The following is a 25,762-nucleotide window of genomic DNA, read 5'->3' as shown; positions in this document are numbered from 1 at the left end:
CTGCTAACTTTTGTTTGCATGTGGACGACCGGCGACGAGCTCCTGCGGCAGCTGGGCGCCCTCGGCAACCCGCACCGGCTGCGGATCGTCGCGGCCCTGCACGCGGAACGCACCTACGTCAGCAAGCTGGCCCGCGAGCTGCGGATCAGCCGCGCGCTGCTGCAGGTCCACCTGCGCAAGCTCGAAGCCGCGGGCCTGGTCACCGCCAGCACCGAGGTCGGCGAGGACGGCAAGACGCTGCGGGTGTACGAGGTCACGCCGTTCTCCGTCGTGCTGACGCCGGAGGCGATCGCGGCCGCCGCGCCGACGCTGACCACACCGGAGTCCGTCCAGGGGGACGGCGAGGAGGGACCCAGATGAACTGGCACCAGTGGCAGGAGATCCTCGGCGTCGTCGGGATCTTCGTCCTGATCACCGTCGTGCTCTCGATCGCGATCGTGCAGCTGGCCTCGACCTGGCGAGCCAAGGCGAAACTGGCGCGGGAGCACGAATACCGCGCGCTGGCCGAGACCGCCGTCCGGACGCAGGAAGAGACCGAACGGCGGCTGCGGGACGTCCAAGACCGGTTGCGGTCCATCGAACGCGTGCTCAAGGAGGTCGACTGACCGCTTGAAGGCCCTGGGCCGCCGAGCGGCAACTCGGCGACCCAGGAGGAAGAAGCACCCACTCGCCCGAGGGCGAGCTCTCATCGGATCACTCCTTCACGAGAGGACCTTAGTTCATGCTGCCTGCAGGCACCCCGGTTCACCGGCGGGGGCCGGTGGTCGAACGCGTCACGAACTGGTCGCTGCGGCACCGCGCCGCCGCGATCCTCGGCTGGCTGGCGCTCGTCGCGCTGGCTTGGGCCCTCGGCACGTTCGTCCCCGGCACCGACGCGCGGTCGAGCCCCGCCGGCGACGCCGGCACCGGCCAAGCCGTGCTCGACCGCCAGCCCACCCGCGAACCCTTCTGGGAGAACGTCCTCGTCCAGCCCCGGTCCCCGGCGGTCACGGCCGACCTCATGACGACCTTGACGACGTCGGGCGCGGCCGCGGACGTCCGCTCCCAGGTCTCCGCCGACGGCCGGTCGGAACTGGTCACCTTCCGGATCACCGGCAGCGGCCCCGAAATCCGGCCCAACCTCGCGAAGGCGACCGCGTCGATCGACACGGTCGCCGCCCGGCACCCGGACGTCCGGCTTTCCCAGGCCGGCGACCTCACCGTGTCGGGCGCGGTCGACAAGAGCATCAAGGAGGACATCGGACGGTCGGAGGCCCGCTCGCTGCCGATCACCGTGCTGATCCTGCTGGTCGTGTTCGGCTCGCTGGTCGCGGCCGCGGTCCCGGTCCTGCTGGCGGGCACCGCGGTGGCCGCCACCTTCGGCTTCCTGTCCGTTGTGGACAACTGGCTCCCGGTCAACAGCGCGACCTCCGCGATGACACTGCTGATCGGGATGGCGGTCGGCGTCGACTACTCGCTGTTCTTCCTGCGCCGGGTCCGTGAGGAACGCGAGCACGGCGTGCCCGGGGCCATCCGGATCGCCGCACGGACGTCCGGGCACGTCATCGTCGTGTCCGGGCTGACCGTCGTGCTGTGCGTGACCGGCCTGCTGTTCACCGGGCTCGACAACCTCCGAGGCCTGACCGTGAGCACGATCCTCGTCGTCGGCTTGGCCGTGCCGGCCGCGGTGACGGTGCTGCCCGCGACGCTGTCACTGCTCGGGCACCGCGTCGACCGCGGGCGGATCCCGTGGCTCGGCGACCGTCCGGCGCGCTCCCGGTTCTGGGCAGGCGTGGCGACTCTCGTCACGCGGCGGCCCGCGCTGTGGTGCGGCGTCGCCACCGCGCTGCTCGTGCTGCTCACCTTGCCCGCGCTGGGCATGCGGCTGCAGGACCCGGCGCCGACCGAGAGCCTGCCGCGCAGCATCCCGGTGATCGACGCGGCCGTGCGCGTGCAGGAAGCGTTTCCCGGGGTGACCATGCCCGCGCACGTCGTCCTCTGGAACACCCGCGGCGGCCCGGTCGACACGCCCGCGCTGCGCCGGGCGATCGGCGAACTGGCCGCGGAAGTGCCGCAACCGGCCGTGGTCGTCCCAGTGGGCGAGGCGCTCGTCGTCCGGATCCCGCTGGGCGGCAACGGAAACGACGAAACGGCGAGCCGCACGCTCACGACGTTGCGGCAAACCCTGCTGCCGCGAACGGCCGGGCGGATCGACGGCGTCGGCTACGCGGTCGCGGGCCGGACCGCCGAAGCGCACGACTTCACCGCGCAGGTGCTCGCCCGGGCGCCGTACACCTTCGGGTTCATCCTGCTGCTCGCGTTCGTGCTGCTGCTCGTGGTGTTCCGGTCAGTCGCGGTGCCGGTGGTGTCGATCCTGCTCAACCTGCTGTCGGCCGGCGCGGCCTACGGCGTGCTCACGCTCGTGTTCCAGCACGGCTTTCTCGCGCCGCTGCTGGGTTTCACCCCCTACGGCGGGGTGCTCGGCTGGCTGCCGGTGTTCCTCTTCGTGCTGTTGTTCGGCCTGAGCACCGACTACCACGTGTTCATCCTCAGCCGGATCCGCGAACGGCGGCGGTCCGGCGCGCCCGCCCGGCAGGCGATCGTCGAGGGCACCGCGCGCAGTTCCGGGGTGGTGACGAGCGCCGCGCTGATCATGACCGGGGTGTTCAGCGTCTTCCTCAGCCTCGCCGCGATCGAGTACAAGATGCTCGGCCTCGGCATGGCGTTCGCCATCCTGCTCGACGCGACGATCGTCCGGGGCGTCCTCCTGCCCGCCGCACTGGCGCTGCTCGGCGATCGGCTGTGGCCCCCGCACACTGTAGGAAACCTTAACGATCCCTCCAGAACTCTTCGCTTGTCCTGACGGATTTCGTTCGGCACCGTTGCTCACATGAACGGTGGACGGGGCGCCTTGGCCCGCACAGTGGTCCTGGCCCTGCTGTGGGGCTCGGGTTTTCTCTGGATCAAACTGGCCCTGACCGGGCTGAGCCCCGTCCACCTCACCCTCGTCCGGTGCGCTCTCGGCGCGTTGACCCTGCTCGGCCTGGCCTTCGCGGCCCGGCAGCGGCTGCCGCGGGACGGCCGGACCTGGGCGCGCCTGATCATCGCCGCGTTCTTCTGCAACGCCCTGCCGTTCGCGTTGTTCGGCATCGGCGAACGGACCGTCGACTCCGGGGTCGCCGGCGTCATGAACGCGACCACCCCGCTGTGGTCGTTGCTGATCGGCGTCGCACTCGGGACGGAACGGCGGCTCAACCCCGCGCGGCTGCTCGGCCTGGCCCTCGGGTTCGCCGGCATCGTGGTGATCTTCGCGCCGTGGCAGCAGTCGGGCCTGCTGAGCACGGGGGCGCTGGCCCTGCTCGGGGCCGGCCTCAGCTACGCGATCGCGTTCGCTTACATGGCACGGAAACTGCCGCCGGACGGCGCTCCGCTCGCCCTGTCGGCCGCGCAGCTGATGACCGCCACCGCGCTGACCGCCCTGGCGCTGCCGGTCTCGTCCACGGCACCGCACCTGACGCTCACCGCCGTCGTCGCGGTGACGATCCTCGGCGTCTTCGGCACCGGGATCACCTTCTACCTCAACTACCGGCTGATCGCGGACGAAGGCCCGACCGCCGCGGCGACGGTCGGCTACCTGCTGCCCGTGGTTTCGGTCGCGCTCGGCGCGATCTTCCTCGGCGAGCCGCTGACGCCGCGGGTCGTCGGCGGTATGGCTGTCGTGCTCGTCGCCGTCGGCCTGACCCGGTGGCAGCCTCAGGTGCCGGCGAACTGCCCGGCGAGTTCGGCCGGCGGCCTGGCCACCCCGAAGTAGTCGCCGGTCGCCAGGTCCGCACCGGCCGTGCGCCACCAGTCCGCCTGGGCCTCGGTGTGGATCCCGTCCACGACGAGGGTCGCGCCGACCTGCCGGACCAGCGGCACCAGGGCGCTGAGGAACGTCGAGTCCGACCACGCCTGCCACTCCGCCAGCCGCCGGTCGACGCGCACGATCTCCACCGGCAGGTCCTCGATCGCCCGCAGGTCGTCGGGGCCCAGCCCGAACTCGTCGAGCATGACGTGCACGCCGAGGTCGGTCAGTGCGACGACGTTGTCCATGACGCCGGACACCGGCAGCGCCCCGGCCGGGACTCCGAGCAGCAGCTGCTCGGGCGGCAGGCGGGTGTCCGCCAGCAACCGCGTCACGCGCGTGCCGAGCGCGTCGTCCGACACCTGGTGCCCGGTGAGGCCGACGACCACGGAGAGGCCGAAGCCCGCGCGCTGCCGCCACCACTCGCCCTGGCGGGCGGCGGCGCGCAGCAGCCAGTCGCCGAGCGGCAGCATGAGCCCGGTCGACTCGGCGAGCTCGACGCAGCACTCGTGCGAAAGCGCCGAGTCGCCCGGCCGGTTCCAGTGCAGGCGGGCTTCGACGCCGGCGACTTCGCCGTCCGCCAGCCGGGCCATCGGCCGGTACCGCACGCCGATCTCGCCGTGTTCCCACGCACCGGCCATGCCGACGGCCCGCGCCTGCGTGCGCCGGTCGTGGGCGTCGGCCTCGCGGTCGAACATCTTCCACTGGCCGCGCCGCCGCTCCTTGGCGCGCCGCAGCGTCTGATCCGCCTGGCGCAACAGTTCCAGGGGGTCGATGCCCTTCGCCGGCCGGTGCACCACCCCGGCGCTGGCGGACAGGGCGAGCCCGTGGCCGTCGACGAAGAACGGCTCGGCGAGCTCGTCGTTGATCGCGCGCACGATGGTGTCGATGTCCGGCGTCGACTCGGTGTTCTCGACCAGGATGCCGAACTCGTCGCTGTGGAACCGCGCGATCATCGCGTTTTCGCGGGCCATCACCGCCTTGAGCCGCTGCGCGAAGTGCACCAGCAGCTGCTCGCCGACCCGGCGGCCGAGGCTGTTGCAGACCATGCCGAAGGCGTCGAGGTCGACGTGGAACAGCGTGACACCGTACGCCGGGTCGGCGCGCCGCAGCGCCGTCTCCAGGTGGGTGCCGAAGTACTGGCGGTTCGGCAGCCCGGTGAGGACGTCGTGCAGTGCCTGGCGGCTCAGCTCGCCCTGCAGCAGCATCAGCTCGGTGCCGTCCTCGATCACGACGACGAAGTGGGAGGGCCGCTCTTCGGCGTCGCGCAGCAGGGAGGCGGTGAGCGAGATGCGGACGACGTCACCGTCCCGGCGCAGCAGCCGCTCCGACTGCCGGATCCGCTCCTTGCCGCCGTCCAGCAGCGCCATCATCGCGTCGCGGAGCACCTCGACCGACTCGGGGTGGACGACGTCGTACAGCACCGAGCCGGCCAGCTCGCCGGCCGGGTGCCCGAGCATCTCGGCCAGTGCGGCGTTGGCCCGCACGATCTTGCCGTCGAGCGCGACGACGGCGATGCCGCTCGCCGACGACGTCACCACCTCTTCGAAGCGGGCTTCGCTCTGCCGGAGGTTCCACTGGGCGTCCCGCACCGCCTTGAGCAGCGACAGGTGCATGATCTCCTGCTGGTCGAGGACGCTGCGCTCGTGCGCCAGCAGGAAGCCGCAGGACAACGCGCCCAGCGCCGCCACGACCCGCTCGGGAGCGCCGTCCACCGCCTGGAGCTCGGGCAGCGCGGGCAGGCCCTTGCCGAGGACGTCGAGCGTGCACCGCAGACCGGGCTCGCCGACGTAGCCGAGCGCGACCAGCCGCGCGCCGATCCGCTCGGCCGCGGTCAGGTCCGGGTCCGCGCGGCGCAGGGAGCCGCAGAGCGTGCCCAGCAGTTCGCCGAGCTCCACGTCGAGTTCCTCCCGGCTCAGCGACACCACGGTCACGCCGCTGAGCAGGTACGCCCATTTCCGGGCGAGCCGGGTCCGCCCGCGGTCCGCATCGGCCGCGGCGGGCTGGTCCGGCTGGGGTTCGGTCATCGACATGGGCGAGGTCCGCATCAGATCGTGCGGCCGATTCCGGCGTTCGTCGCGTCGCAAGCGGCCGATCCGGCTTCGACAATATCGATTCCGGCGGAAAGCGCGGAAACCTCCGGGCGCGTTCGCGAGATCTCCCGAGCACCGCGCGCGCCGGGCAGCACGGAGATACCGATACCCGGTGGCGCCCATTCCGGTGATCGTGTCACGAACAACACCTTCTCAGTTCAGTCGGACGGGAAAGAGCTTAGCGATTCCCTCCGGTTCGGCTACTGGGCCATCCGCGTGAGCCCAGACCACCCGATCGGGCACTGTCCCGTTCGACCGGACGCGCCTACCGTGAGCCGTCTCCTTGGGAAATCCGCACAATAGCGTAACGACAATGGCGCCACGAGGAGCATGCATGAGCGTCCCGGTCGCACCGGGCCGGTGGCCTTTGCTCGGGCACACTCCGGCGCTCCTCCGGCAACGCTTCGCATTCACCGATACCTTGCCCCGGTACGGCGAGATCGTCCGGCTGCACCTCGGCCCGGCCCCCGTCTACTTCGTCACCAGCCCGCGTTTGGCGCACGAAGTGCTGGTGGACGCGGGTCCGAAGTTCCGCAAGGGCGCCATGTTCGACAAGTTCCGGCCGTTCGTCGGAAATGGCTTGGTGCTTTCGAACGGGGAGTTCCACCTGCGGCAGCGCCGGCTGATGCAACCGGCGTTCCACCGCGACCGCCTGGCCGCCTACGCCGAGATCATGCGGCGCGCGGCCGCGGAGATGAGCGGCTCGTGGCGGGCGGGCGAAGTGCGCAAGATCGACGACGACATGCAAAGCCTCGCGGTGACGATCGTCGGCGAAGCGCTGTTTTCCACCGAGCTGGGAAAAGCGGCGATCGCCGAGGCCCGCCGCTCGATTTACGTGATCATCCAGCAGGGAATGATTCGCGCATTGTCACCCAAGTTCGTCGAGAAGCTCCCGGTGCCCGGCAACCGCCGGTTCGACGAGGCGATCGCCCGGATGCGGGGAATCGTCATCGAGGTGATCCGCGACTGGCGGCGTGACGGCACCGACCGCGGCGACCTGCTTTCGACGTTGCTGCTGGCCGGCATGTCCGACGAGCAGGCGCGTGACGAGGTGCTCACCCTGCTGACGGCGGGCATCGAGACGACGGCGCTGGCGCTGGCCTGGACGTTCCACGAGCTCGGCCGGAACCCGGACATCGAGGCGCGGGTGCACGCCGAACTCGACGAGGTGCTGGGCGGCCGCCCGGTCACCGTCGACGACCTCCCCCGGCTGACCTACGTCCGCCAGGTGGTCGACGAGGTGCTGCGCCACTACCCGCTCTGGATGCTGATGCGCCGCACGCTCACCGAAGTCGACCTGGGCGACGTCCGGTTGCCGGAGGGCACCGAGGTGATCGTCAGCCCCCACGCGCTCCACCACGACCCGGCGTCGTTCGCCGACCCGGACCGCTTCGACCCGGACCGCTGGTCACCGGAGCGCGCGGCGGCGATACCGAAGGGCGCGTTCGTCCCGTTCGGGGCGGGCACCCGTCAGTGCATCGGGAACCGCTTCGCCCAGAACGAAATCGTGATCACCCTGGCGACGGTGGCGGCCGCCTGGCGGCTGGTCCCGGTGCCGGGCAAGCCGGTCCGGGTGAAGTTCACCTCCGCGGCGTACCCCGACAGCCTGCCGATGACCGTGGTGCCCCGCGGGCCAGATCCTGGACAGTTCCCGGACAATTGACGGCGCCCCATCCCCCGTACGCCCGCCCGCGTAATACAAACGGGCCCCAGGACGAGACCACCGGGGAGGGCGCATGCGGGTCGTGGCGGTCATGAACTACAAGGGTGGGGTGGGCAAGACGACGCTGACCGCGAACCTCGGCGCGGTCGCCGCGAGCCGTGGGCTGCGGGTGCTGCTGCTCGATCTCGACCCGCAGACCAACCTGACGTTTTCCTTCTTCTCGATCGACGACTGGCACGAGCGGCTGGCGGACAAACGCACGATCAAGCAGTGGTACGGCGCCGAGCTGCCCGGGCGGGACATCCCGCTGCCCCACCTGGTCGTGTCCCCGGAACGGGTCAACAAGGTGCTCGACGGTACCGGCGGCCGGCTCGACCTGATCTCGTCCCACCTCGGCCTGATCGACATCGACCTCGAGCTCGCCGCGCTGCTCGGCGGGACGACCACCCTCGACGGGTCGAAGCGGCGGTTCCTGGACCTGCACGGCTGTCTGCGGCAGGCGCTGGAAGACAGCTTCTTCGCCGAGTACGACCTGGTCCTCATCGACTGCGCCCCGAACTTCGGCCTGGTCACCAAGACGGCGATCGTCGCGAGCGAGCGGATTCTCGTCCCGGCCAAGGCGGACTACCTGTCCACCCTGGGCTTGGACTACCTCGGGGGCAACTGCACCGGCCTCGTCGAACAGTTCAACGACTTCGTCCAGCACAAGGGCGGCAGCCGTGAGCACGAGCCGATCAATCCCGAGTTCCTCGGCGTGGTGTTCACCATGGTGCAGATCTACGCCCAGCAACTGACGGTCGCCCAGCAGAAGTACGTCGACGAGACGCAGGCGAACTCCCAGGTTCCGGTGCTGAAGAGCTACATCCGCAACAGCACGCCCCATTTCGGCGACGCCGGCGAAACCGGCGTGCCGGGCATGCTGCGCGCCACCAGCCGCGACAACGTCGTGCGGGAGTTCGACCAGTTCACCGACGAGGTCCTCGGCGCCCTTTCCCTTTCCGGAGACCGCCGGTGAACGACCTGAAGCGGCTCGCCGCCCTGCAGGCGCGGGTGTTCGAGTTCCTGGAGCGGCAGGACGAGGCCACCCTCGAAGCGATCATCGACGGCACCGCACACCTGACCGTCGACGGTGCGGCCGAGCCTCCCCAGACCCGGGAGAGTCTGCTGGCAAAGACTGTGGCCGAGCTCAGGGTGCTGGCGAAAAATCGCCGGCTGGGTCCGTACAGCAAGCTCACCAAGGCCGAGCTCGTCGACCTGCTCCTCGGCGCCGGCTCCAGCGCACCCGTCGCCGAGCAGCCACCGGCCCCGGCCGCTCCCCGGCCGGTCGCGAGTCCGCCTCCTGCACCACCACCGCCGGCCGTTGCGAGACCCGGCGTCGACGCGGCCGCCATCGCCACCCACCTGCGGGAAACGGAAACCGAAGAGGAAGGCGCGGCCTACCTCGAGGCGCAGCGCCTCGACCGGGACAGCCTGCTCGCCGTCGCCGCCGAGCTGCAGCTCACCCGGGTGGACCGGCTGAGCCAGAAGGAACTGAAGCGGCGGGTGCTCAAACAGGCCATCGGTGCCCGGCGCAAGTTCGCCGGGCTGCGGAAGTGGTGACCGGCGACGGCCGTTCGATGCACCTGATCGACGGCCGCCGCGTCACGGTGCCGGACCTGCTGGAAGCCGGGCTGCTCGAGCCCGGGGCGAAGCTGGAGTTCAGGCGCAGGCGCATCGGCGCGACCTTCGGCGCGACGGTCACCGACCAGGGCCGGATCCGGCTCGAGCCCGACGGCGAGGAGTTCCGGTCGCCCTCCCGCGCGGCGATGGTGGCCGCCGGGATGCGCGCGGTCGACGGGTGGCGGGCCTGGGTGGTGGTGGCCGAGAAGCGCCTGCTGGATTCGGTGCGCCAGGAGTTCCTCGACCGGGCGATGTCGGCCGCCGACCGCCAGACCGGGGACCAACGCGTCCACGAACGCCTGCGACAGGCCCGCACCCGCGCCGACCAGGGTGATCCCGAGCGCATCACGGTCCGCGAGCTGCTGAAGCTGTGGGGCGTGACCGACCGCGGCGACCAGGTCGGCCGGATCGAGGCGGGCCTGGCCAACCACGGGCTGGTGACGTCACCCGGCTTCCGCGCGGTCACGCTCGACACCGTCGTCACCCTGACAACGCCACCGGAGGAGCCGGAGGAACCGGCGGCCCCCGACGTCCTGCCGGCCACCGAGGACGACGAAGGCGGCGGCGACCTGGACGTCCGCCTGACAGTGGGCAACCTGAAGTCGCTCGAAGGCCTGGCGTCCGTCGGGCCCAACAGCTCGCTCGAAGAAGCGATCACCACGATGCTCCTCAACGACTTCTCGCAGCTGCCCGTGCTCAGCGGCCCGCGCAACCCCCGCGGAGCCGTGACGTGGCGCTCGATCGCCCAGGCCATGCACCGCAAGCCCGGGGCGGCGCTCGCCGACGCGATCGTCCACGCCGAGGTCGTCGCCTACGACCGCGACCTCTTCGACGTCCTCCCCACCCTGCAGCAGCGGGAATTCGTGCTGGTCACCGACGAAAGCAAGGCGGTGAAGGGCATCGTCACGACCGCGGACGTCGCCCGCCGCTACGGCGAGATGGCCACGCCGTTCTTCCAGCTGGGCGAGCTGGACCAGACGCTCCGCTGGATCATCCGGTGCGCACTGGACCTTTCGGCCGTCCGGCCCCTGTGCGGCCGGCCGGTGGACAGCTTCGACCACCTGACCTTCGGCGACTACCAGCGGATCCTGGAGAACAAGGACGCCTGGGACCGGCTCGGCTGGCCACTGGACCGGCCGGCGTTCATCGCCCGCCTGGACGAGATCCGGCAGATCCGCAACAGCGTGATGCACTTCCACCCGGACCCGGTCTCCGAAGACACCGTCGAGAAGCTGCGGCACTTCAACACCCTGCTGCACCGCTACCGCACCCCGGCCTAGGACGCCCTCGACTCGAGCACCGCGAGGTCACGCACGGCGTAGCGGTGGTGCTCGGCTTCTTCCTTCAGCACCACCTTGAGGCACCGGCGCACGACGTACTCCTGGTCGGGGTACGGGTCGGCCGGCTTGCGACCGCACACCCGGTCGAGCTCGGCCACGGTGAGCCCGTCGACGACCCGCCGCATCGCGGCCATGCGGGCCAGCCGCGGCGCGAGCACCTCCTCGAGCGTCGGGGTGGCTTCGAGGGTGAGGCCGAGCTTCGCCGCCTCCTCCGGCGGCATCCCGCCGGCGGGGAAGCCCAACGGGTGGTAGGGCGTTTCCTCCTCGAGCACGGCGTTGCCGAGCCAGGCGTCACAGGCGAACAGCAAATGCCGGTGTGTTTCGACGAACGACCACTCGCCGTCGACCCGCTCGTGCAGTTCGGCCTCGGGCAACAGCTTCACGCGCTCGAGCGTCGCACCCCACAGCTTTTCGACGGCGTCCCAGGCGGCCCGGTAGTCCTCGGGTGAAGCCGCATCCCGCGCCAGCACCCGCGCCGGGTGCCGGCGGTCGAGCTCGGCATCGACATAGGCGGTCACGTCGACGTCGTTGACGACGACGCGCTCGAAGTCACCCCCGAGGTAGACGTCGCTGCCGTAGCAGTCGACGATCTTCAGGCCGCTCACCTCGCAGTCGCGGATCTCGAGGCCGGCGAGCTCGCACAGGTGGATGCGAGCACCACGGAACCGGTCGCTCTGGGCGTATTCGGAGACCATCGGAACAGTCTGGCCCACCTGCGCCGGATTTAGGCAGGGATCCTGCCGCAATAGTCCGCACCATGGGTTTCGTGAACACCAAACCCACTCAGCAGCCCAAGACCGTCCTCGTCACGGGTGCCACCGGCACCGTCGGCCGCCACCTGGTCGCCGAACTGCTCGCCGGCGGGCACAGGGTGCGCGCACTGACCCGCTCACCCGGCACGGCCGGCCTGCCCGCCGACGTCGAGCTCGTCGCCGGCGACCTGAGCGCGCCCGCGCCGGAGGGCCTCTTCGACGGCGTCGACAGCGCGTTCGTCTTCCCGGCCCCGGGCGTGGCCGGCTTCGTCAAGGCAGCCGACACGCACCTCGTGCTGCTCTCCTCGCTCGCCGCCGCGCTCGAGCACGAGCGCGACCGCGGCTCGGCCAGCCGGGTGCACCACAGCGCGATCGAGGACGCCGTCCGCGAGAGCGCGGCGTCCTGGACGATCCTGCGGCCCGGCACCTTCGCCGGCAACCTGCTGTCCTGGGCCCAGCCGATCCGCCACACCGGCGGCGTCCGCGGGCCGTACCCGACGTCCGCGCAGGCCCCGATCCACGAGGCCGACGTCGCCGCCGTCGCCGCGGTGGCGCTGACCGAGCCCGGCCACGCGGGCAAGCACTACCCCATGACCGGCCCGCAGGCGCTGACCCGGCTCGAGCAGCTCGCCGCGATCGGCGCGGCCATCGGCCGGCAGCTGCGCTTCACCGAGACCACGCCGGACGAGTTCCGCACCGAAATGCGCTCCTACGGCGTCGGCGACGACATCATCTCGATGCTCCTGCGCTACTGGTCGGACACGGTCGAGACGCCCGACGTGGTGCGGCCGACCGTGCAGCAGCTGACCGGACGGCCCGCCCGCACGCTCGCGGAGTGGGCGCGTGACCACGCGGCGGACTTCGCCTGATCACCGCGTCCGCGGATCCTGCGACGGATCGGCGTACATGGGCGGGCACCCGTGTTCGACGGCTTCGGGCCGCAGTTCGTAGTGCCACGGTTCGTTGCGGTAGATCTGGCACAGCCCGTACCGGGCGCCGTTTTCGGCGAGCCACTTCCGGGCGGTCGGCGGCCCGATGTCGACGGCCTGTCCCCGGACGTGCGCGGACTTGTCCGCCGTCGTCACCCAGCGGGCCGCCGCCGCTTCCGAGCCGTGCTTCGCGATGCCCTGACGGCGGAGCTGTTCCTGGTACGCCCAGGAACGCCAGCCACCGTTGACGACGAAGGCGACCCCGTCGGCCGCGGCGTCCACCGCGGCCCGGCGCAGGGCGTCGAGCAAATCCGGGTCCAGGTTGGCCACGGCCGGGGACTCGTCGTCGAAGACCGGCAGGCCGGCCGGGACGGCGCCGTGTCCCCGGCCGAGGGACGTGCGTTGACTGGAGGTCATGGCGGCCAGTCAAGGCGGCGCGGTGTTGCCGGCGCGTACGCGCTTTCCGATATGCGGCCGATATGCGGCCGCTCGTAGCATCGGCGGAGTGCGTGTCTTGATCGTCGAGGACGAGCCCTACCTGGCCGACGCCATCCGTGACGGTCTCCGGCTGGAGGCCATCGCGGCGGACATCGCCGGCGACGGCGACACCGCGCTGGAGCTGCTGAGCGTCAACACCTACGACATCGCCGTCCTCGACCGCGACATCCCCGGCCCGTCCGGTGACGAGATCGCCCGGCACATCGTCGCCTCCGGCAGCGGCCTGCCGATCCTGATGCTCACCGCCGCCGACCGGCTCGACGACAAGGCCACCGGCTTCGGCCTCGGTGCCGACGACTACCTCACGAAGCCGTTCGAACTCCGGGAGCTCGTGCTCCGGCTCCGGGCCCTCGACCGGCGGCGCGCGCACAACCGGCCGCCGGTGCACGAGATCGCCGGGCTGCGGCTGGATCCGTTCCGCCGCGAGGTCTACCGCGACGGCCGGTACGTGGCACTGACGCGCAAGCAGTTCGCGGTGCTCGAAGTCCTCGTCGCGGCCGGAGGCGGGGTGATCAGCGCCGAGGAACTGCTGGAGCGGGCGTGGGACGAGAACGCCGACCCGTTCACCAACGCCGTGCGCATCACCGTGTCCGTGCTGCGCAAGCGGCTCGGCGAACCCGGGATCATCGCTACCGTGCCCGGCGTCGGCTACCGCATCGACACCGGTGACGACGCCCGTGGATAGGGAACCGGGGCTGAGCGCCCGGCTCAAGCTCACCCTCAGCTACGCCGGGTTCGTCATGCTCGCGGGCATCCTGCTGATGGGCGCGGTGCTGGCCTTCTACCTGTACTTCCTGCCCAACGGCTGGATCATCACCGAGGGCGACTTCTGGATCAACCGCTCGCGCCTGGTTCGCGCGTTCGTCCCGTTCATGGCCGTCGTGATCGTCTTCCTGCTGGTGTTCGGGCTGCTGGGCGGGTGGCTCCTGGCCGGCCGGATGCTCGCCCCGCTGACGCGCATCACCGACGCCACGCGCGTCGCGGCGGACGGCTCGCTCTCCCACCGCATCCGGCTGCCCGGCCGCGCCGACGAGTTCCGCGAACTCGCCGACGCCTTCGACACCATGCTCGCCCGGCTCGAGACGCACGTCGCCGAGCAGCGCAGGTTCGCCGCCAACGCGTCCCACGAACTGCGCACACCGCTGGCGATCACGCAGAGCCTGCTCGACGTCGCCCGCAACGACCCCGAGCGCACCACCGACGAACTCGACGAACGCCTCCGCGTCGTCAACACGCGGGCGATCGAGCTCACCGAAGCCCTGCTGCTGCTCAGCCGCGCCGAGCAGCGGGCCTTCGACCGCGACCGCGTCGACCTGTCCCTGCTCGCGGAAGAAGCCGCCGAGACGCTGCTGCCCCTCGCCGAGAAGCGGGGTGTCACCGTCGAGACGTCCGGCGCCGCGCACGCCCTCGGCTCGCCGGCGCTCCTGCTGCAGCTGACGACGAACCTGGTGCACAACGCCATCGTCCACAACCTGCCCGAGCGGGGCGCGGTGTGGGTCACGGCCGGCGCCGTGCCCGGGGCGGCGGTGCTCATCGTCGAGAACACCGGCGAGCGCCTCGCGCCGGCCCTGGTCGCCACCCTCGCCGAGCCCTTCCAGCGCGGCACCGAGCGCATCCGCACCGACCAGGCGGGCGTCGGTCTCGGCCTGGCCATCGTCAAGAGCATCACGCAGGCCCACGACGGAACGCTCACCCTCACGCCGCGGCCGGACGGCGGCCTCCGCGTCACCGTCCGGCTGCCCGGCTACCCGACGGGGAAGTCGAAGTACGTGTCCGGGTAGGGCTCGTCCTTCAGGCCGTAGTGCCACCATTCGCGCTCGTAGGCGGCGAACCCGCAGTCCTCCATGATGGCCCGGAGGTACCGGCGGTTCCCCGCTTCGAGGCGGGAGATCCCCCGTGCGTCGTGGTGCGAAATCGGGTCCATCAGGTCGTGGCCGCCGCCCATCGAAACGAGCTCGCCGGTGGCAAGGTGGTAGAGCGTCAGGTCGACCGTGCTGCCCCGGGTGTGGCCGGACTTCGCCGCCACGTACCCCTTGGCGAACATCGCGGCCCGGTCGAGGTTCGGGTAGTGCCACAGCTTCGTCCGCCCGTCCTCCGGCTGGTCCACCCAGCGCAGGAAACAGTCCACGGCCCGCTGCGGGCGGTAGCCGTCCCAGAGGAGCAGGCCGAAGCCGAGGGACGCGGCCTTTTCCTGCGCTTGCGCGAGGGCGGCGCACAACGTCTTCGTGCCGGCGATCCGGTTGGCGAGGTACCCGTCCACCGGTTTGCCGGTGAAGTTGTCCCAGGTGGCGTACTTGGCGTCCCAGCGGATGCCGGGCACCAGCTCGTCCACGAACGCGAAGTCGTCGTTCACCGGACCGTCCCGGCCACGATCCGGTCGATCACTTCCGCGAGCGGCAGGCCGGCGGCCGCCATCATCCTCGGGTAGCGGCTGTAGGACGTCAGGCCGGGCAAGGTGTTGACCTCGTTGAGGACCACCGTGCCGTCGCCGGTGAGGAACATGTCCACCCGGGCGAGCCCTCCGCACCCCAGCGCGCGGTAGATGGCTTTCGCCGTCTCCTGGACGCGGGCGCGGGTTTCGGCCGGGATGTCGGCGGGCACGACGGGCGTCGAGTTCTCGGAACCGCTTTCGGGCGCGTCCTCCTGGTGGATCCGGAAGAAGCCGTGGGACAGGGCGATCCGGTCCACCTCGCCGGCGAAGAGGTCCCCGCCGCTGCCCAAGATCGCGCAGCCGACCTCGCTGCCGGCCACGGCCTCCTCGATCAGCACCTTCGAGTCGTACTGCGCCGCGGTCGCGATCGCCACCGCCAGTTCCTCTTCTTTGGCTACTTTGCTGACCCCGAACGACGACCCCGACCGCGCCGGCTTCACGAAAACGGGATAGGCGAGCCCGTCGACGTTCTCGCCCGGGAAGACGGTCCGGAAGTTCGGCGTGGCGATCCCAGCGCTCCCGGCGACGACGTAAGCCAGGGATTTGTCCATGCACAGCGCCGAGCTCTGGACGTCGCAGCCGGCGTAGGGAATGCCCGACAGCTCCAGCAGGCCCTGGATCGCGCCGTCCTCGCCGAGCTTGCCGTGCAGCACGGGCAGCACGAGGTCCAGGCCGATCGTCTCGTACTTCCCGTCGTCGAGGACCAGCAGCCCGGGGACACCCCGGTCCGGCGACAGAACGACCGGCCGCCCCGTTTCCCAGCCTTCTTCCGGCCCGTCGCAGAGCTTCCAGGCACCGTCCTGGGTGATCCCGACCCAGAACGGTTCGTACTTCCCGGTGTCGAGGTGCCGCGCGACCTCCCCCGCGGACTTCACGGAAACGGGGTGCTCCTCGGAACAGCCCCCGAAGATGATCCCGACCTTGAGCCTAGCCATGCGGTGTCCCACTTTCGAATTCCAGGCAGTTGACGATGGAGTTCTCGACGATGTCGCCGAGCGCGTGCTCGGTGAAGTAGGCGGTGTGCGGGCTGACGAGCACGTTCGGCAGCTTCTGGAGCCGCACCAGCAGGTCGCTTCCGACGGGCCGGTCCCGGCAGTCGGCGTAGAAGATGCCTTCTTCCCCTTCGATGACGTCCAGTGCGGCGCCGCCCAGCGTGCCGTTTTCCAGCGCCGAGACGAGCGCTTCGGTGTCGAGCAGGGGGCCACGCCCGGTGTTGACGACGAACGCCCCGGGCTTCATCAGTTCGAGACGCCGCCGGTCCAGCAGGTGCCGTGTCTCGGCCGTGAGTGGCGTGTGGAGCGTGACGATGTCGCTGGTACGCAACAGTTCGTCAAGCTCGACGTACTCGACGTCAGCACGAGGACGGCTGTCGTAAGCCACCACCCGGGATTTGAAGCCCCGCAACCGGCCGACGACCGCGGCACCGATGCGTCCGGTGCCGATCACCCCGACGGTCAGGTCGCGCAGCTCTTTCCCCCGCACGTCGTTCAGCCGGTAGTCGTGCTCATCGGCCCGGCGGATGACGGACTTGGCGTCCCGCACGAGCATGAGCATCACCATCAGCGTGAAGTCGGCGACGCTGTCCGGCGAATAGGAAACATTCCCCACGGAAATGCCGAGGCTGCGCGCATACCCGACATCGATGTGGTCGTAACCGACGCTCCTGGTGGAGACATAGGCGACGCCGGCCCGGCTCAGCGCGCGAAGAGTCCCGTGGCCGACCGGCGTCTTGTGCCCGACGCTGACGCACCGGGTGCCGGTCGCGAGTTCGGCGTTGGCCTCGGAAACCGGCGCATCGGTGATGACCGGCGTCACCCCGAACCGCGGCGCCACGTCCCGGAACAGCACGGCCTCGTCGGGGTCACACCCATAGATCGTCATCCCGAGTGCCGGTTCGCTCATGCGGCCCATTCAAGGGAGCGCGGCGTTGCCGGCACGTATGCGCTTTTCGATACACCGAGAATAAGTTACCGACCAGTAACTTCCGGCCAACCCGCCTGATCATGGGCTCAGTGGGACTGGGCCAGGATTCCGTCGATGAGCACCCGTAGTTTCCAGGTCGCCCGCGACGCGGAGTCACCACTGGTCAGCAGGGGCACGAGGGCGCGGATCGTCGGGTAGTCCTCGTCGGAAAGTGCAGTATGGACGGCGTCGAGCCGCACGGTGACCGAACCGGGGCGCCGCTCACGGCGCCAGGTCGCCTCCTCCAAGGCTGACGAGGCGATGTACTGCCCGAACAGGTCGGCAGCCCAGGCGCAGGCTTCGTCCGGGACGCCCCCCACGCGCAACAACCGCAGCATTTCCTCGGTGATGCGCAGCGAGTTCGGGCCGGGTGTCAGATGCGTCAGGCCGACCGAGGCGATATCTCCGTGGGCCGCAAGGGCGCTCACCGTGCGTTCGACGAGCAGCTCGAGCCGGGTTCGCCAGTTCCCGTCGGCATCGGCCGGCAGGTCGACGCCGGCCACCGCGAGATCGTGCGCCAGCGCCATCAGTTCCTGCCGGTCGGCGACGTAGACGTAGAGCGACGCCGGCGCGGTGTCGACGGCCGTGGCGACGCGGCGCATGCTCACGGCGGCCGAGCCGAGTTCGTCGACCAGGTCGAGGGCGGCGGCGACGATCGACTCCCGGCTCAAGGCCGGTTTGGCGGGGCGGGTTCGCGGGCTTCCGGGCATGCGCCGAGCCTATCGTTGACGAACACCGTCCGCCACGTACACTGTTCGCTACGAACACTGTTCGCCAACAATCGGAGACGAGATGAGCACCTTGCTGGCCACGAAACGCGCGGCGACGCCCTACCGGTGGCGATGGCGGGTACTGGGCGTCGTCCTGCTCGCGGGGGTCATGGACCTGCTCGATTCCACCGTCATGAACGTCGCGGCGCCCTCGGTGCGCGCCGGGATCGGCGGGAGCGAGGCGACCCTGCAGTGGCTGGCCGCGGGCTACACCCTCGCGTTCGGTGTGCTGCTGGTCGTCGGAGGACGGCTCGGCGACCGGTGGGGCAGGCGACGGCTGTTCGTCATCGGTGCGACCGGATTCACGCTGGCCTCCGCTGCGTGCGCGGCCGCCCCGGACCCGTCCGTGCTGATCGCGGCCCGTGTCGTGCAGGGCGCGTTCGGTGCGCTGATGATCCCGCAGGGCTTCGGCGTGCTGACCGCGGTGTTCGGCGAACAGGAGCGCGGCCGGGCGTTTTCCCTGTTCGGCCCGGTCATGGGCCTGGCCGGGATCGGCGGCCCGATCCTGGCGGGCGGACTGATCGCCCTCGATCCAGGTGGGCTCGACTGGCGGCTGATCTTCCTGGTCAACCTGCCTCTCGGCGTGCTCACGGTCCTCGGCGCGGTGCGCTGGATGCCCGCCGATCCCGGCGACCCCGGCACGCGGATCGATCCCGTGGGCGTGGCGCTGGTGACCGCGGGGTCGGCGTTGCTGGTCTACCCACTCATCCAGGGCCGCGAGCTCGGCTGGCCGTGGTGGAGCTTCGCCCTGCTCGCGGCGGGAGTGCCGGCGTTCGGTCTGCTCGGCCGCCGCCAACGCACCGGTCCGTCCCCGATTCTGGCGCCGAGCCTGCTGGGCAAGCGAGCCTTCGTCGGCGGGCTCGTCGTGGCTGTCGTGTTCTTCACCGGTCTGGGTGGACTGCTGCTGGTTCTTTCGCTGCACCTGCAGCTGGATCTCGGCCACTCCGCCCTGCAGACCGCCGCGGCGCTGTCCCCGGTCGCCGCGGGGATCATGCTCGGATCGCTCGCCGCTCCGCGGCTGACCCGCCGGCTCGGTCGCTCGGTCCTCCACGTGGCCTTGGGAGTGGAGATCGTGGGCCTGCTCGGGATCGCGGGCGCGGCGGTGTTCTCCGCGCCGTCCCTGCCACCGATGCTGGTGGCCGGTTTGGGGCTCGGACTGTTGTTCGGCCCGCTGATCCAGGCGGTGCTGTCGACCGCGGACCCCGGCGAGGTCGGCAGTGCCTCCGGCAGCCTCAACGCCGTGCAGCAGTTGGCCACCGCACTGGGGGTGGCCGTCGCCGGAACCCTCTACTTCGGACTCGACGGCGGTACGGCCGGCCTCGTGGCCGGAGTTCTGCCGGCCATCGCGGCCTGTCTCGTCTCCGCCGTCCTGGTGCCGGTCATTCCCCGCTCGCAGACCGAGGAGGACAGCCGATGAGCGCGCTCGTCGTGTTCGGGGCGAACGGCGCCACGGGCCACGTCATCGTCGAGGAGGCACTACACGCCGGCCACGCGGTCACCGCGGCCGTGCGCGATCCGGCGGCCTTCCGGCCGGTCCACGACGCGCCGCTCGACGTCGTCCGGGCCGACATCCGCGATCCGGACAGCGTGCGCGCGGCCGTGACCGGCCAAGACGCCGTCATCTCGGCGATCGGGCCTGCGGGCCGAACGGCCGGCGGGCTCTATTCGTCGGGCGCCCGCACGCTCGTCTCAGCCATGGCCTCGGCCGGCGTCAGCCGTCTCCTCGCCCTCTCCTCCAGCGGCGCGCGCCAAGACGATCCGAACCACCCGCTGTGGTACCGAGCCGTCGCCCGCACCCTGATGGGCGAGCTCTACGGCGACATGCGCCTGATGGAGGACATCGTGCGGGAAAGCCCGCTCGACTGGACTTTCGTCCGGCCCGCCCGCATCGTCGACGAGCCACCGACAGGGACGTACCGAGTCGAGGACGGGGTGAACCCGAAGGGCGGCACGAGCATCCCCCGCACCGACCTCGCCCGGTTCGTCGTCCAAGCGATCGACGACAAGCACTGGTCACGCCGCTTCCCGACGATCGCCCGTTGAGGAAGGCGGGCACTGGACAACCGAAGTGCGGTGCCCGCCGATCACGGAAATCGAGTGGGTCGAATACTTCGAGGCCTTGGCCCAGGAGGAAAACCTGGGCCAAGGCCTCGAAGTGAGAAAGAATTCGTGCAATGACCGATGGGGTGGACCTTGGGGGAACTTACTACAACACAAAACCCCAGGTAGAAGCCCTGGAGACGCTGCTCCGGAAGCTCCCCGACCCGTCCACGCCCGCTCCGCCGCCCGCAAACCGGCCGAAACCAAGTCGTGCACGGCAACTCGACGCCGACCAGGTCAAGGACCTCATCGCTGGGTACCAAGCCGGAGCAACCGTGTACGAGCTGGGTACCCGGTTCGGCATCGAACGGCGCACGGTCAGCAACATCCTCAAACGACACGACGTGCCGATGCGCCGCCGTGGACTCTCCCCCGAGCAGGTCGACGACGCGATCCACCTCTACAACCTCGGCTGGTCACTAGCGCGAGTCGGCGAACACCTCGGCATCGACCACACCACCGTGCTGACCAAACTCCGCGAACGCGGCATCCCCACCCGCGACACCCACGGACGACCACGATCGTGAACCGATCAGTTCATATTTCGGATCGCTCCCACGTAGCGGGCGGGACTAGCGGGACATGGCTTGCTTGGCGACGCCAGTGGTGTTGTACCGGAAGCGCGCCATCTCGACGGTCACGTCGTACTGATTGGCGATCTGCTCGATCGAGGCTTGGCGCCGCGCAGCACTAAGAAGCAGAGGCCGAGGCAGGAGGAGTGTTCCCCCGAAGGCGGTGGCCTCTTCCTCTTCGTCCGGCTTGCAGGTCCGGAACGGCATCCCGTCGACTTCGCGGATCTCAGACAGATCGTGCTTGAGCATGACGTGCGCGAGTTCGTGCGCGATGTCGCTGTTCTGGCGGCCAGTTTTGCGCAACGGGCTGACCACGATGATCTTGCGCTGCTCGATCTCGAAGGTGGCTGCGGAAAAAGCAAACGCCTGGAGGCGCTCCAGATCTTCAAGCTCTGCAATGTCTACAAGCTCACCCGCGTCAACGATCGAGACACTGAGGTGCTTGGCGAGGTCTCGCGGGTCAAGGCGATCGTGGGAGGCGAGACCCAGCTCATTCCGGACCCTTGCCGCCTCTCGTTCGGCTTCAGCCTTGAACCCGCGGCGTAGCGTCACAGCTCCCCGCCGGCCACGCGAGCTGCCAACTTGTCGTGCATCTCACCGAGGAGCGAGTTGAGGCGATGGGGAACCCCGGGGCGAAGCACAGATGCGGCGCGTAGGTGGCACGTCACTACCTGCCGCTGCGCCGGCGCCTTGGCGAGTACGTCGTACATGTTGCGGAGGACGTCCGCAATCTTCAAGGCCGCGTCCGGCGCCAACCGCGGATCGGCGGCGAGGTGCGCGATCGCCTCGTCGATCGGGGCGACCTGGCGTTCGGTGACGGGCGTGAAGAACTGCCCCGGGGAGACGCCGAGCCATGCGCACAGGAGGGTGAATGAGGTGAGGTCGGGCTGAGCGCCAGCTTCGACGCGGGTGAAGGTACTGAAGCTGACGCCAGCCTCGGCTGCGGCTTGGCGCAGGGACAACTTCCCGCGGCGCTCGCGGAGCATCTCGCCCAGCCGGGCGAGATCGAGCCCCTCCACGCTCGCAGAAGTGTCGGAGGCGCCTGTCACGTTGTCCATATCGGGTACGCCGACGCTGCGCAGTTCCGTTCCATGAAGGTGAGCTTAGCGCGGAACTGCCGTCCTGGTGACACGACATGGCGTGTCTTGACACACGTGATGACGCTTTGCTGATACAGTCATAGCAAAGCCCCAGCAGGGGCCTGACACAGGGAGGGACTATGAGTCCCGGCAACAATCCTGGGCACGGCGAGCACGCCGTGACGATCTTCGTCAACACCCGCGAGTTCCAATGGGACGAGAAGGTGATCTCTTACGAGGAGGTCTACAACTTGGCGTTCCCGAACAAGCCGCTCAACGACGGAGACGTCGCGCGTATCGAGTACTCGCGCGGGCACAACGGCGGTGGGGCTGGCTCGCTCCAGCCCGGCGGCACCGTCAAGGTCAAGGAAAACATGGTCTTCGATGTCTACGTCACCGTTCGATCGTGATCCGTCGACTCGTCGACTGCTCGATGAGGACTACTGCCTCTCGTTCGAGGGCAACCACCTGATCGTCGAGCGTGTCCCGTACGTCGCCGCCGCCAAGGCGGTGGCGTACGGGAGGCTCGCCTTGCCGGTCGTGTTCAGCGGCGACATCGTCCAGGACGGCTCGGGCGACCACCGGATCTGGTTTATCGGCGAGCAGCCCTGCGATCAGCACGGGCAGCCGATCCCAGGTCCGTCACCTGACGGTCACGCCATTACCCCGGAACTCAGCGCGAACTTCATGATCTCCAGCAAGCCGAAGAACACCGGCGCCTACGCAAACACCTACGACAAGATCACCTCGTACGTGCGGATCCTGAGCCATCCCGCAAAGGCACTCGACCCGACCGTGACGGCGACGCCGGGTGCTGGCTGGACCGAGGTTCCAGACGACCTGCCGTTCGTATACCCCGACACCGGCACCGCTCGCGCGGGTCTCGCTGAGATGAACGCGAAGTTCCGAGGCCACCGCATCGGCATCATCGGCCTGGGCGGCACCGGCAGTTTCATCCTCGACCAGGTGTCCAAGACCTGGGTCGACGCCATCGAGTTGTTCGACGGCGATGTGTTCGACAACCACAACGCCTACCGCGCTCCAGGTGCTGCCGACATCGAGGACCTCAAGTTGCGTCCGAACAAGGCCGAACACTTCGCCCGCGTCTACTCCCACATGCACACTGGTATCACCGCGCACCCAGCCTTCATCACCGCCGACAACCTTGAACTCCTCGGCTGCTGCACCTTCGTCTTCATGGCCGCCGCCGATGCGGACGACAAGAACGCGATCCTCGCTTGGCTCCACGAGCGAGGCATCCCCGCGATCGAGGTCGGCATGGGCATCCAAAACGAAGGCGGGCACCTCTCCGGGCTCTTGGCCGTCGTGAACCACTTCCCCGGCATGTCAGCCGGCGCGATTTCCACCGCGACCGGTAGGCCCGACGAGTACGACCGCAACATCCAGACCGCCGACCTCAACTGCCTCAACGCAATGCTCGCGGTCATCAACTGGAAGAAGTACCTCACGTACTACGCCGAGCTCGAGTCGGTTGATGAGACCGTCTACCGAATCTTCACGGGAACCATGCGCAACGGAAATGGGGATGCAGCATGAGGGAGACGCGGATCGTTCCCGAGTTCGTGACGTCGTTACCCACAGAATTGGAGCCAGGCCACCTCTACGTATCAGCCCGGTTCTCCACCGCCGCACACCTGTGTGCCTGCGGTTGTGGTCGTGAGGTCATCACGCCCCTCTCACCGGCTCAGTGGGTGCTCACGTTTGACGGCACGGTCACGGTATGGCCATCGATCGGGAACTGGGCGTTGCCGTGCCAGTCTCACTACGTCATCGATCACGGCACGATCAAGTGGGCGCGCAACTTCACACATGATGAGATCCAGCTCAACCGCGAGTCGGACCGCCACATCCTCGATGTCGCCCACGCATCCCAGAGCTCTTGGTGGGGTCGCCTGCTTCGGCGTCTGACTGGTCGCTGACTGGGGTTCTACATCGTCTCGCCGCAGACACTGATCAGCTGCCGTTGCCCTGTTCCGTTCCGCAAGGTTCTCGAAGATACGTGATGCCGAAGGCCTTGAGCCCGCGGTACTTCTGGTACCTCGTGGCGAGGTCGAACGGGCTGTCGCTCGTGCGCTGGAAGATGTCGAGGCCGCGCCCGAGCAGGACCTTCCAGCCGGTGTCGGTGCTGATCGAGCGGTCGTGGATCGATCGGGGCTCAGCGAACTCGACGTCGAAGACGATGCCGAGCACGGCCGCGCTCTGCTTGATCTGCACGAGGTACTCGTACTGCTTTTGCAGCTTCTCCGGACCGTCCTGGTTCTCGACCGTGATGAGCTTGAGCGCAACCTCGTCCGCAGGGTCCTTGCCGCGAGCGATCGCCTCGGTGAGTTCCATCAGGTTCCTGGCCTGGTGGAACATGCGCACATAGGGGTCGACGATCGTGATCTGTGAGGCGCCCTGCAAGTACGGGACGAGCAGCTCGTCATACGAGACGCCACGCTGACCTTCATGGTACTCCCGATGTCCCTGGAACAGTTCAGCGGACGCCGCGCCGGCTCCCAGCGGATCCGCGTTTGCCGGTGCCTCATCTGGCTCAGTGCCCGTGCGGACCGGGCGGTAGTACGTGGGGTACTGGTCCTCCTCGAGCGTGCCGACGGCATACCAGGTGCCTTCTTTGTCGAAGTAACCGAACTTCACCTCGGCCATGGTCGAGTCGATGCGCAGGATCTGGTCTTTGACGCGCTTACGTCCCTCTATGGCGAACCGGAGGATTTCCTCGATTTCCTTGCGGGTGGCCTCGCCGCCCGGATAGAGGATCTTCATCAAGCCGGAGAAGGTCTTGTGGATGCCGTCGCGATCCCGCGTCGAGATATCGGGCGACAGCGTGAAGTGCTGCTGGTAGCGGTCGGAGTAGTCCTCCGAGCGCATCGACTTGAGGACTTCAGCGATGTAGTCGACGACAAACCCGTAGCCGTCAGAGAACATCTCGCCACGGATGATGTCGACTTCCCAGCCGGGAATGTAGTGGTGCAAACGGTCGAGGTAGGCCGGGTCATGGTAGGCCTCGGGCAGTTCGTCGAACAGGTCGGAGTTCTTGAGCATGTACGGCACGGTGTGCGAGGTGTTCCCGACGAAGACCATTGAGGCCTCGGCGCCAAGCGTCTCGACACCACGAGAGAATGACTTGTTCGCCATGTAGTTCTTCATGATGTCTACGAGCGCTTTGTCGGCGCGCTTCTTCTTGCCGGCGAACTCGTCGAAGGCGACGACGTCCCAGTATCCGACCAGGCCGATGCGTCCGTTGGAGTTATTGACGAAGAGCTTGGGGACGGTAACTTCGCCACCGGAGATAAGCATTCCGTGAGGTGAGAACTCCGAGAAGATGTGGGATTTGCCGGTGCCCTTGGGGCCGAGTTCGACGAGGTTATAGTTGCGCTCGACGAACGGAATGAGGCGCACGAGCTGGAAGAACTTCCCTCGCCTGCTGAAGATCGCCGGGTTGAAGCCGATGGACTGGATCAGCAAGTCGATCCATTCTTCGGTGTTGAATCCTCGGCGGGCCTCAAGGTACTGCTCGACGTCGAACTTGGACAGCTGGATGGGCTTGATCGAGCCAAGGTTCCAAGGCACGTCCCAGTGGTCGTCGCTATGGAAATACTCGATGTCGCAGATGCACCAGACGCCGCCGACCAGCAGCTTGGGGTGGGCTCTGACGACCGGCGAGTCGACGATCACGCTCTTGATGCCGAGGTTGGCAAACTCGGCCTCGTAGACGTCGGCCTTCTCGTTGAGGGTGACGACGACCTTGTCGATGATTCGGTGCCGGCCACGCTCCTTGATCGTCGACTTGACCAACTCGGACTCGTTGCGGTGCACGTAGTGCTCGGCCAGGATTTTGCGGACGGTGTCGATACCGGCCTGGATGGTGGCTTCGTCGTCTGAGGCGGCGTACTGCCCGAGCAGGTACTCCAGCACATACGACGGCACGATGGCATTGCCCTTGACGGCCTTCACCAGGTCCTTGCGTACGACGACCCCAGGGAACAGTAGGTTGATCTTGAAGTCGAGGTCAGTCTGCCGCGGCGCAGTCGGCTCTGGCGTCTCGTTCTCCGTCTCGCTCATCTCTGCTC

At 68.9% G+C, this 25,762-nt stretch carries 28 protein-coding genes; 17 read left to right on the top strand and 11 right to left on the bottom strand.

Annotated features, from left to right (window positions below; all coding sequences use genetic code 11):
* The first annotated feature begins 18 nt into the window (after positions 1-18).
* From ACWED2_RS05005 to ACWED2_RS04990, 4 genes are all read left to right on the top strand, one after another.
* Positions 19-360, top strand: a complete 342-nt coding sequence (locus ACWED2_RS05005) for an ArsR/SmtB family transcription factor (protein WP_449689133.1) — start codon at positions 19-21, stop codon at positions 358-360.
* Positions 357-605 carry a hypothetical protein gene (locus ACWED2_RS05000; RefSeq protein ID WP_449689132.1) on the top strand — a complete coding sequence of 83 codons (249 nt, stop codon included), beginning with the start codon at positions 357-359 and terminating at the stop codon, positions 603-605. Before ACWED2_RS05005 ends, ACWED2_RS05000 begins: the two co-directional genes overlap by 4 nt.
* A gap of 116 nt (positions 606-721) precedes the next feature.
* Entirely contained in the window at positions 722-2,842 is a 2,121-nt protein-coding gene (locus ACWED2_RS04995; RefSeq protein WP_449689131.1) for an MMPL family transporter, read from the top strand.
* 27 nt (positions 2,843-2,869) lie between these two features.
* Entirely contained in the window at positions 2,870-3,790 is a 921-nt protein-coding gene (locus ACWED2_RS04990; RefSeq protein ID WP_449689130.1) for a DMT family transporter, read from the top strand.
* Here the strand turns inward: ACWED2_RS04990 and ACWED2_RS04985 are convergent.
* Both ACWED2_RS04985 and ACWED2_RS04980 read right to left on the bottom strand, forming a co-directional pair.
* Positions 3,733-5,856, bottom strand: coding sequence for a putative bifunctional diguanylate cyclase/phosphodiesterase (locus tag ACWED2_RS04985; RefSeq protein WP_449689129.1), 2,124 nt, complete (start codon positions 5,854-5,856; stop codon positions 3,733-3,735). The two genes, ACWED2_RS04990 and ACWED2_RS04985, sit on opposite strands and share 58 nt — an antisense overlap.
* Positions 5,857-5,870: 14 nt before the next feature.
* Positions 5,871-6,065 (bottom strand): hypothetical protein, encoded by a 195-nt coding sequence (locus tag ACWED2_RS04980; RefSeq protein ID WP_449689128.1) that lies wholly within the window; start codon positions 6,063-6,065, stop codon positions 5,871-5,873.
* A gap of 185 nt (positions 6,066-6,250) precedes the next feature.
* Between ACWED2_RS04980 and ACWED2_RS04975 the strand changes: the two genes are divergently transcribed.
* The 4 genes from ACWED2_RS04975 to ACWED2_RS04960 all read left to right on the top strand — a co-directional run bounded on the left by ACWED2_RS04975 (position 6,251) and on the right by ACWED2_RS04960 (position 10,518).
* Positions 6,251-7,579, top strand: coding sequence for a cytochrome P450 (locus ACWED2_RS04975; RefSeq protein WP_449689127.1), 1,329 nt, complete (start codon positions 6,251-6,253; stop codon positions 7,577-7,579).
* Between the two features lie 73 nt (positions 7,580-7,652).
* The gene (locus ACWED2_RS04970) at positions 7,653-8,594 is read left to right on the top strand and encodes a ParA family protein (RefSeq protein ID WP_449689126.1); all 942 of its coding nucleotides are present in this window, start codon (positions 7,653-7,655) and stop codon (positions 8,592-8,594) included.
* Complete coding sequence (locus ACWED2_RS04965; RefSeq protein WP_449689125.1) at positions 8,591-9,178, top strand: hypothetical protein; 588 nt, start codon at positions 8,591-8,593, stop codon at positions 9,176-9,178. The genes ACWED2_RS04970 and ACWED2_RS04965 overlap by 4 nt, the downstream gene beginning before the upstream one ends.
* On the top strand, positions 9,172-10,518 hold the full coding sequence (locus tag ACWED2_RS04960) for a restriction system modified-DNA reader domain-containing protein (RefSeq protein ID WP_449689124.1): 1,347 nt from the start codon (positions 9,172-9,174) through the stop codon (positions 10,516-10,518). The genes ACWED2_RS04965 and ACWED2_RS04960 overlap by 7 nt, the downstream gene beginning before the upstream one ends.
* Here the strand turns inward: ACWED2_RS04960 and ACWED2_RS04955 are convergent.
* A complete protein-coding gene (locus ACWED2_RS04955) occupies positions 10,515-11,273 on the bottom strand; it encodes a DinB family protein (protein WP_449689123.1) in 759 nt (252 codons plus the stop codon). The genes ACWED2_RS04960 and ACWED2_RS04955 overlap by 4 nt on opposite strands.
* A 71-nt stretch (positions 11,274-11,344) precedes the next feature.
* On the opposite strand from ACWED2_RS04955, the gene ACWED2_RS04950 reads away from it, so the two are divergent.
* Positions 11,345-12,199, top strand: coding sequence for an NmrA family NAD(P)-binding protein (locus ACWED2_RS04950; protein ID WP_449689122.1), 855 nt, complete (start codon positions 11,345-11,347; stop codon positions 12,197-12,199).
* Here ACWED2_RS04950 and ACWED2_RS04945 read toward each other — a convergent pair whose 3' ends face one another.
* Positions 12,200-12,676, bottom strand: a complete 477-nt coding sequence (locus ACWED2_RS04945; RefSeq protein WP_449689121.1) for a D-alanyl-D-alanine carboxypeptidase family protein — start codon at positions 12,674-12,676, stop codon at positions 12,200-12,202.
* Between the two features lie 88 nt (positions 12,677-12,764).
* On the opposite strand from ACWED2_RS04945, the gene ACWED2_RS04940 reads away from it, so the two are divergent.
* Together ACWED2_RS04940 and ACWED2_RS04935 are read left to right on the top strand one after the other, a co-directional pair.
* Positions 12,765-13,442, top strand: coding sequence for a response regulator transcription factor (locus ACWED2_RS04940; RefSeq protein WP_449689120.1), 678 nt, complete (start codon positions 12,765-12,767; stop codon positions 13,440-13,442).
* On the top strand, positions 13,435-14,538 hold the full coding sequence (locus tag ACWED2_RS04935; RefSeq protein ID WP_449689119.1) for a sensor histidine kinase: 1,104 nt from the start codon (positions 13,435-13,437) through the stop codon (positions 14,536-14,538). Before ACWED2_RS04940 ends, ACWED2_RS04935 begins: the two co-directional genes overlap by 8 nt.
* Here the strand turns inward: ACWED2_RS04935 and vanX are convergent.
* The 4 genes from vanX to ACWED2_RS04915 all read right to left on the bottom strand — a co-directional run bounded on the left by vanX (position 14,502) and on the right by ACWED2_RS04915 (position 17,860).
* Complete coding sequence (gene vanX / locus ACWED2_RS04930) at positions 14,502-15,110, bottom strand: D-Ala-D-Ala dipeptidase VanX (RefSeq protein WP_449689118.1); 609 nt, start codon at positions 15,108-15,110, stop codon at positions 14,502-14,504. The two genes, ACWED2_RS04935 and vanX, sit on opposite strands and share 37 nt — an antisense overlap.
* Positions 15,107-16,123 (bottom strand): D-alanine--(R)-lactate ligase, encoded by a 1,017-nt coding sequence (gene vanA / locus ACWED2_RS04925; protein WP_449689117.1) that lies wholly within the window; start codon positions 16,121-16,123, stop codon positions 15,107-15,109. Before vanA ends, vanX begins: the two co-directional genes overlap by 4 nt.
* Positions 16,116-17,090, bottom strand: a complete 975-nt coding sequence (locus ACWED2_RS04920; protein WP_449689116.1) for a D-isomer specific 2-hydroxyacid dehydrogenase family protein — start codon at positions 17,088-17,090, stop codon at positions 16,116-16,118. The genes vanA and ACWED2_RS04920 overlap by 8 nt, the downstream gene beginning before the upstream one ends.
* A 107-nt stretch (positions 17,091-17,197) precedes the next feature.
* A complete protein-coding gene (locus ACWED2_RS04915) occupies positions 17,198-17,860 on the bottom strand; it encodes a TetR/AcrR family transcriptional regulator (protein ID WP_449689115.1) in 663 nt (220 codons plus the stop codon).
* A gap of 82 nt (positions 17,861-17,942) precedes the next feature.
* Here ACWED2_RS04915 and ACWED2_RS04910 point away from each other — a divergent pair, with 82 nt between their 5' ends.
* The 3 genes from ACWED2_RS04910 to ACWED2_RS04900 all read left to right on the top strand — a co-directional run bounded on the left by ACWED2_RS04910 (position 17,943) and on the right by ACWED2_RS04900 (position 20,547).
* Positions 17,943-19,337, top strand: coding sequence for an MFS transporter (locus ACWED2_RS04910; protein WP_449689114.1), 1,395 nt, complete (start codon positions 17,943-17,945; stop codon positions 19,335-19,337).
* A complete protein-coding gene (locus tag ACWED2_RS04905) occupies positions 19,334-19,963 on the top strand; it encodes an NAD(P)-dependent oxidoreductase (protein ID WP_449689113.1) in 630 nt (209 codons plus the stop codon). Before ACWED2_RS04910 ends, ACWED2_RS04905 begins: the two co-directional genes overlap by 4 nt.
* A gap of 131 nt (positions 19,964-20,094) precedes the next feature.
* Positions 20,095-20,547: a hypothetical protein gene (locus tag ACWED2_RS04900; protein ID WP_449689112.1), complete on the top strand. Its 453-nt coding sequence runs from the start codon at positions 20,095-20,097 to the stop codon at positions 20,545-20,547.
* A gap of 45 nt (positions 20,548-20,592) precedes the next feature.
* Here the strand turns inward: ACWED2_RS04900 and ACWED2_RS04895 are convergent, their stop codons facing one another.
* Together ACWED2_RS04895 and ACWED2_RS04890 are read right to left on the bottom strand one after the other, a co-directional pair.
* On the bottom strand, positions 20,593-21,144 hold the full coding sequence (locus tag ACWED2_RS04895; protein ID WP_449689111.1) for an ImmA/IrrE family metallo-endopeptidase: 552 nt from the start codon (positions 21,142-21,144) through the stop codon (positions 20,593-20,595).
* The gene (locus tag ACWED2_RS04890; RefSeq protein WP_449689110.1) at positions 21,141-21,650 is read right to left on the bottom strand and encodes a helix-turn-helix domain-containing protein; all 510 of its coding nucleotides are present in this window, start codon (positions 21,648-21,650) and stop codon (positions 21,141-21,143) included. Before ACWED2_RS04890 ends, ACWED2_RS04895 begins: the two co-directional genes overlap by 4 nt.
* 161 nt (positions 21,651-21,811) lie before the next feature.
* Between ACWED2_RS04890 and ACWED2_RS04885 the strand changes: the two genes are divergently transcribed.
* From ACWED2_RS04885 to ACWED2_RS04875, 3 genes are read left to right on the top strand one after another with little or no spacing between them, the layout of a single operon-like run.
* Positions 21,812-22,081 (top strand): multiubiquitin domain-containing protein, encoded by a 270-nt coding sequence (locus tag ACWED2_RS04885; protein ID WP_449689109.1) that lies wholly within the window; start codon positions 21,812-21,814, stop codon positions 22,079-22,081.
* Positions 22,056-23,228, top strand: a complete 1,173-nt coding sequence (locus ACWED2_RS04880) for a DUF6791 domain-containing protein (protein WP_449689108.1) — start codon at positions 22,056-22,058, stop codon at positions 23,226-23,228. Before ACWED2_RS04885 ends, ACWED2_RS04880 begins: the two co-directional genes overlap by 26 nt.
* Positions 23,225-23,611 carry a DUF6527 family protein gene (locus tag ACWED2_RS04875; RefSeq protein WP_449689107.1) on the top strand — a complete coding sequence of 129 codons (387 nt, stop codon included), beginning with the start codon at positions 23,225-23,227 and terminating at the stop codon, positions 23,609-23,611. Before ACWED2_RS04880 ends, ACWED2_RS04875 begins: the two co-directional genes overlap by 4 nt.
* A 34-nt stretch (positions 23,612-23,645) precedes the next feature.
* Here ACWED2_RS04875 and brxL read toward each other — a convergent pair whose 3' ends face one another.
* Complete coding sequence (gene brxL / locus ACWED2_RS04870) at positions 23,646-25,754, bottom strand: BREX system Lon protease-like protein BrxL (RefSeq protein WP_449689106.1); 2,109 nt, start codon at positions 25,752-25,754, stop codon at positions 23,646-23,648.
* Between the last annotated feature and the right edge of the window lie 8 nt (positions 25,755-25,762).

Source organism: Amycolatopsis sp. NPDC005003, assembly GCF_053600695.1.
The sequence above is the reverse complement of the archived record's forward strand: the minus strand, read 5'-3'. Positions and strand labels throughout refer to the sequence as shown.

Bases quoted from the DNA above. Each gene is read 5' to 3' on its own strand.
- ACWED2_RS05005 (WP_449689133.1), top strand. From the start codon at position 19: ATGTGGACGACCGGCGACGAGCTCCTGCGGCAGCTGGGCGCCCTCGGC.
- ACWED2_RS04970 (WP_449689126.1), top strand. From the start codon at position 7,653: ATGCGGGTCGTGGCGGTCATGAACTACAAGGGTGGGGTGGGCAAGACG.
- ACWED2_RS04975 (WP_449689127.1), top strand. From the start codon at position 6,251: ATGAGCGTCCCGGTCGCACCGGGCCGGTGGCCTTTGCTCGGGCACACT.
- ACWED2_RS04885 (WP_449689109.1), top strand. From the start codon at position 21,812: ATGAGTCCCGGCAACAATCCTGGGCACGGCGAGCACGCCGTGACGATC.
- brxL (WP_449689106.1), bottom strand. From the start codon at position 25,754: ATGAGCGAGACGGAGAACGAGACGCCAGAGCCGACTGCGCCGCGGCAG.
- ACWED2_RS04910 (WP_449689114.1), top strand. From the start codon at position 17,943: ATGAGCACCTTGCTGGCCACGAAACGCGCGGCGACGCCCTACCGGTGG.
- ACWED2_RS04945 (WP_449689121.1), bottom strand. From the start codon at position 12,676: ATGACCTCCAGTCAACGCACGTCCCTCGGCCGGGGACACGGCGCCGTC.
- ACWED2_RS04995 (WP_449689131.1), top strand. From the start codon at position 722: ATGCTGCCTGCAGGCACCCCGGTTCACCGGCGGGGGCCGGTGGTCGAA.
- ACWED2_RS05000 (WP_449689132.1), top strand. From the start codon at position 357: ATGAACTGGCACCAGTGGCAGGAGATCCTCGGCGTCGTCGGGATCTTC.
- ACWED2_RS04875 (WP_449689107.1), top strand. From the start codon at position 23,225: ATGAGGGAGACGCGGATCGTTCCCGAGTTCGTGACGTCGTTACCCACA.
- ACWED2_RS04985 (WP_449689129.1), bottom strand. From the start codon at position 5,856: ATGTCGATGACCGAACCCCAGCCGGACCAGCCCGCCGCGGCCGATGCG.
- ACWED2_RS04990 (WP_449689130.1), top strand. From the start codon at position 2,870: ATGAACGGTGGACGGGGCGCCTTGGCCCGCACAGTGGTCCTGGCCCTG.
- ACWED2_RS04905 (WP_449689113.1), top strand. From the start codon at position 19,334: ATGAGCGCGCTCGTCGTGTTCGGGGCGAACGGCGCCACGGGCCACGTC.
- ACWED2_RS04880 (WP_449689108.1), top strand. From the start codon at position 22,056: ATGTCTACGTCACCGTTCGATCGTGATCCGTCGACTCGTCGACTGCTC.
- ACWED2_RS04955 (WP_449689123.1), bottom strand. From the start codon at position 11,273: ATGGTCTCCGAATACGCCCAGAGCGACCGGTTCCGTGGTGCTCGCATC.
- ACWED2_RS04915 (WP_449689115.1), bottom strand. From the start codon at position 17,860: ATGCCCGGAAGCCCGCGAACCCGCCCCGCCAAACCGGCCTTGAGCCGG.
- ACWED2_RS04900 (WP_449689112.1), top strand. From the start codon at position 20,095: ATGACCGATGGGGTGGACCTTGGGGGAACTTACTACAACACAAAACCC.
- ACWED2_RS04920 (WP_449689116.1), bottom strand. From the start codon at position 17,090: ATGAGCGAACCGGCACTCGGGATGACGATCTATGGGTGTGACCCCGAC.
- ACWED2_RS04890 (WP_449689110.1), bottom strand. From the start codon at position 21,650: ATGGACAACGTGACAGGCGCCTCCGACACTTCTGCGAGCGTGGAGGGG.
- vanA (WP_449689117.1), bottom strand. From the start codon at position 16,123: ATGGCTAGGCTCAAGGTCGGGATCATCTTCGGGGGCTGTTCCGAGGAG.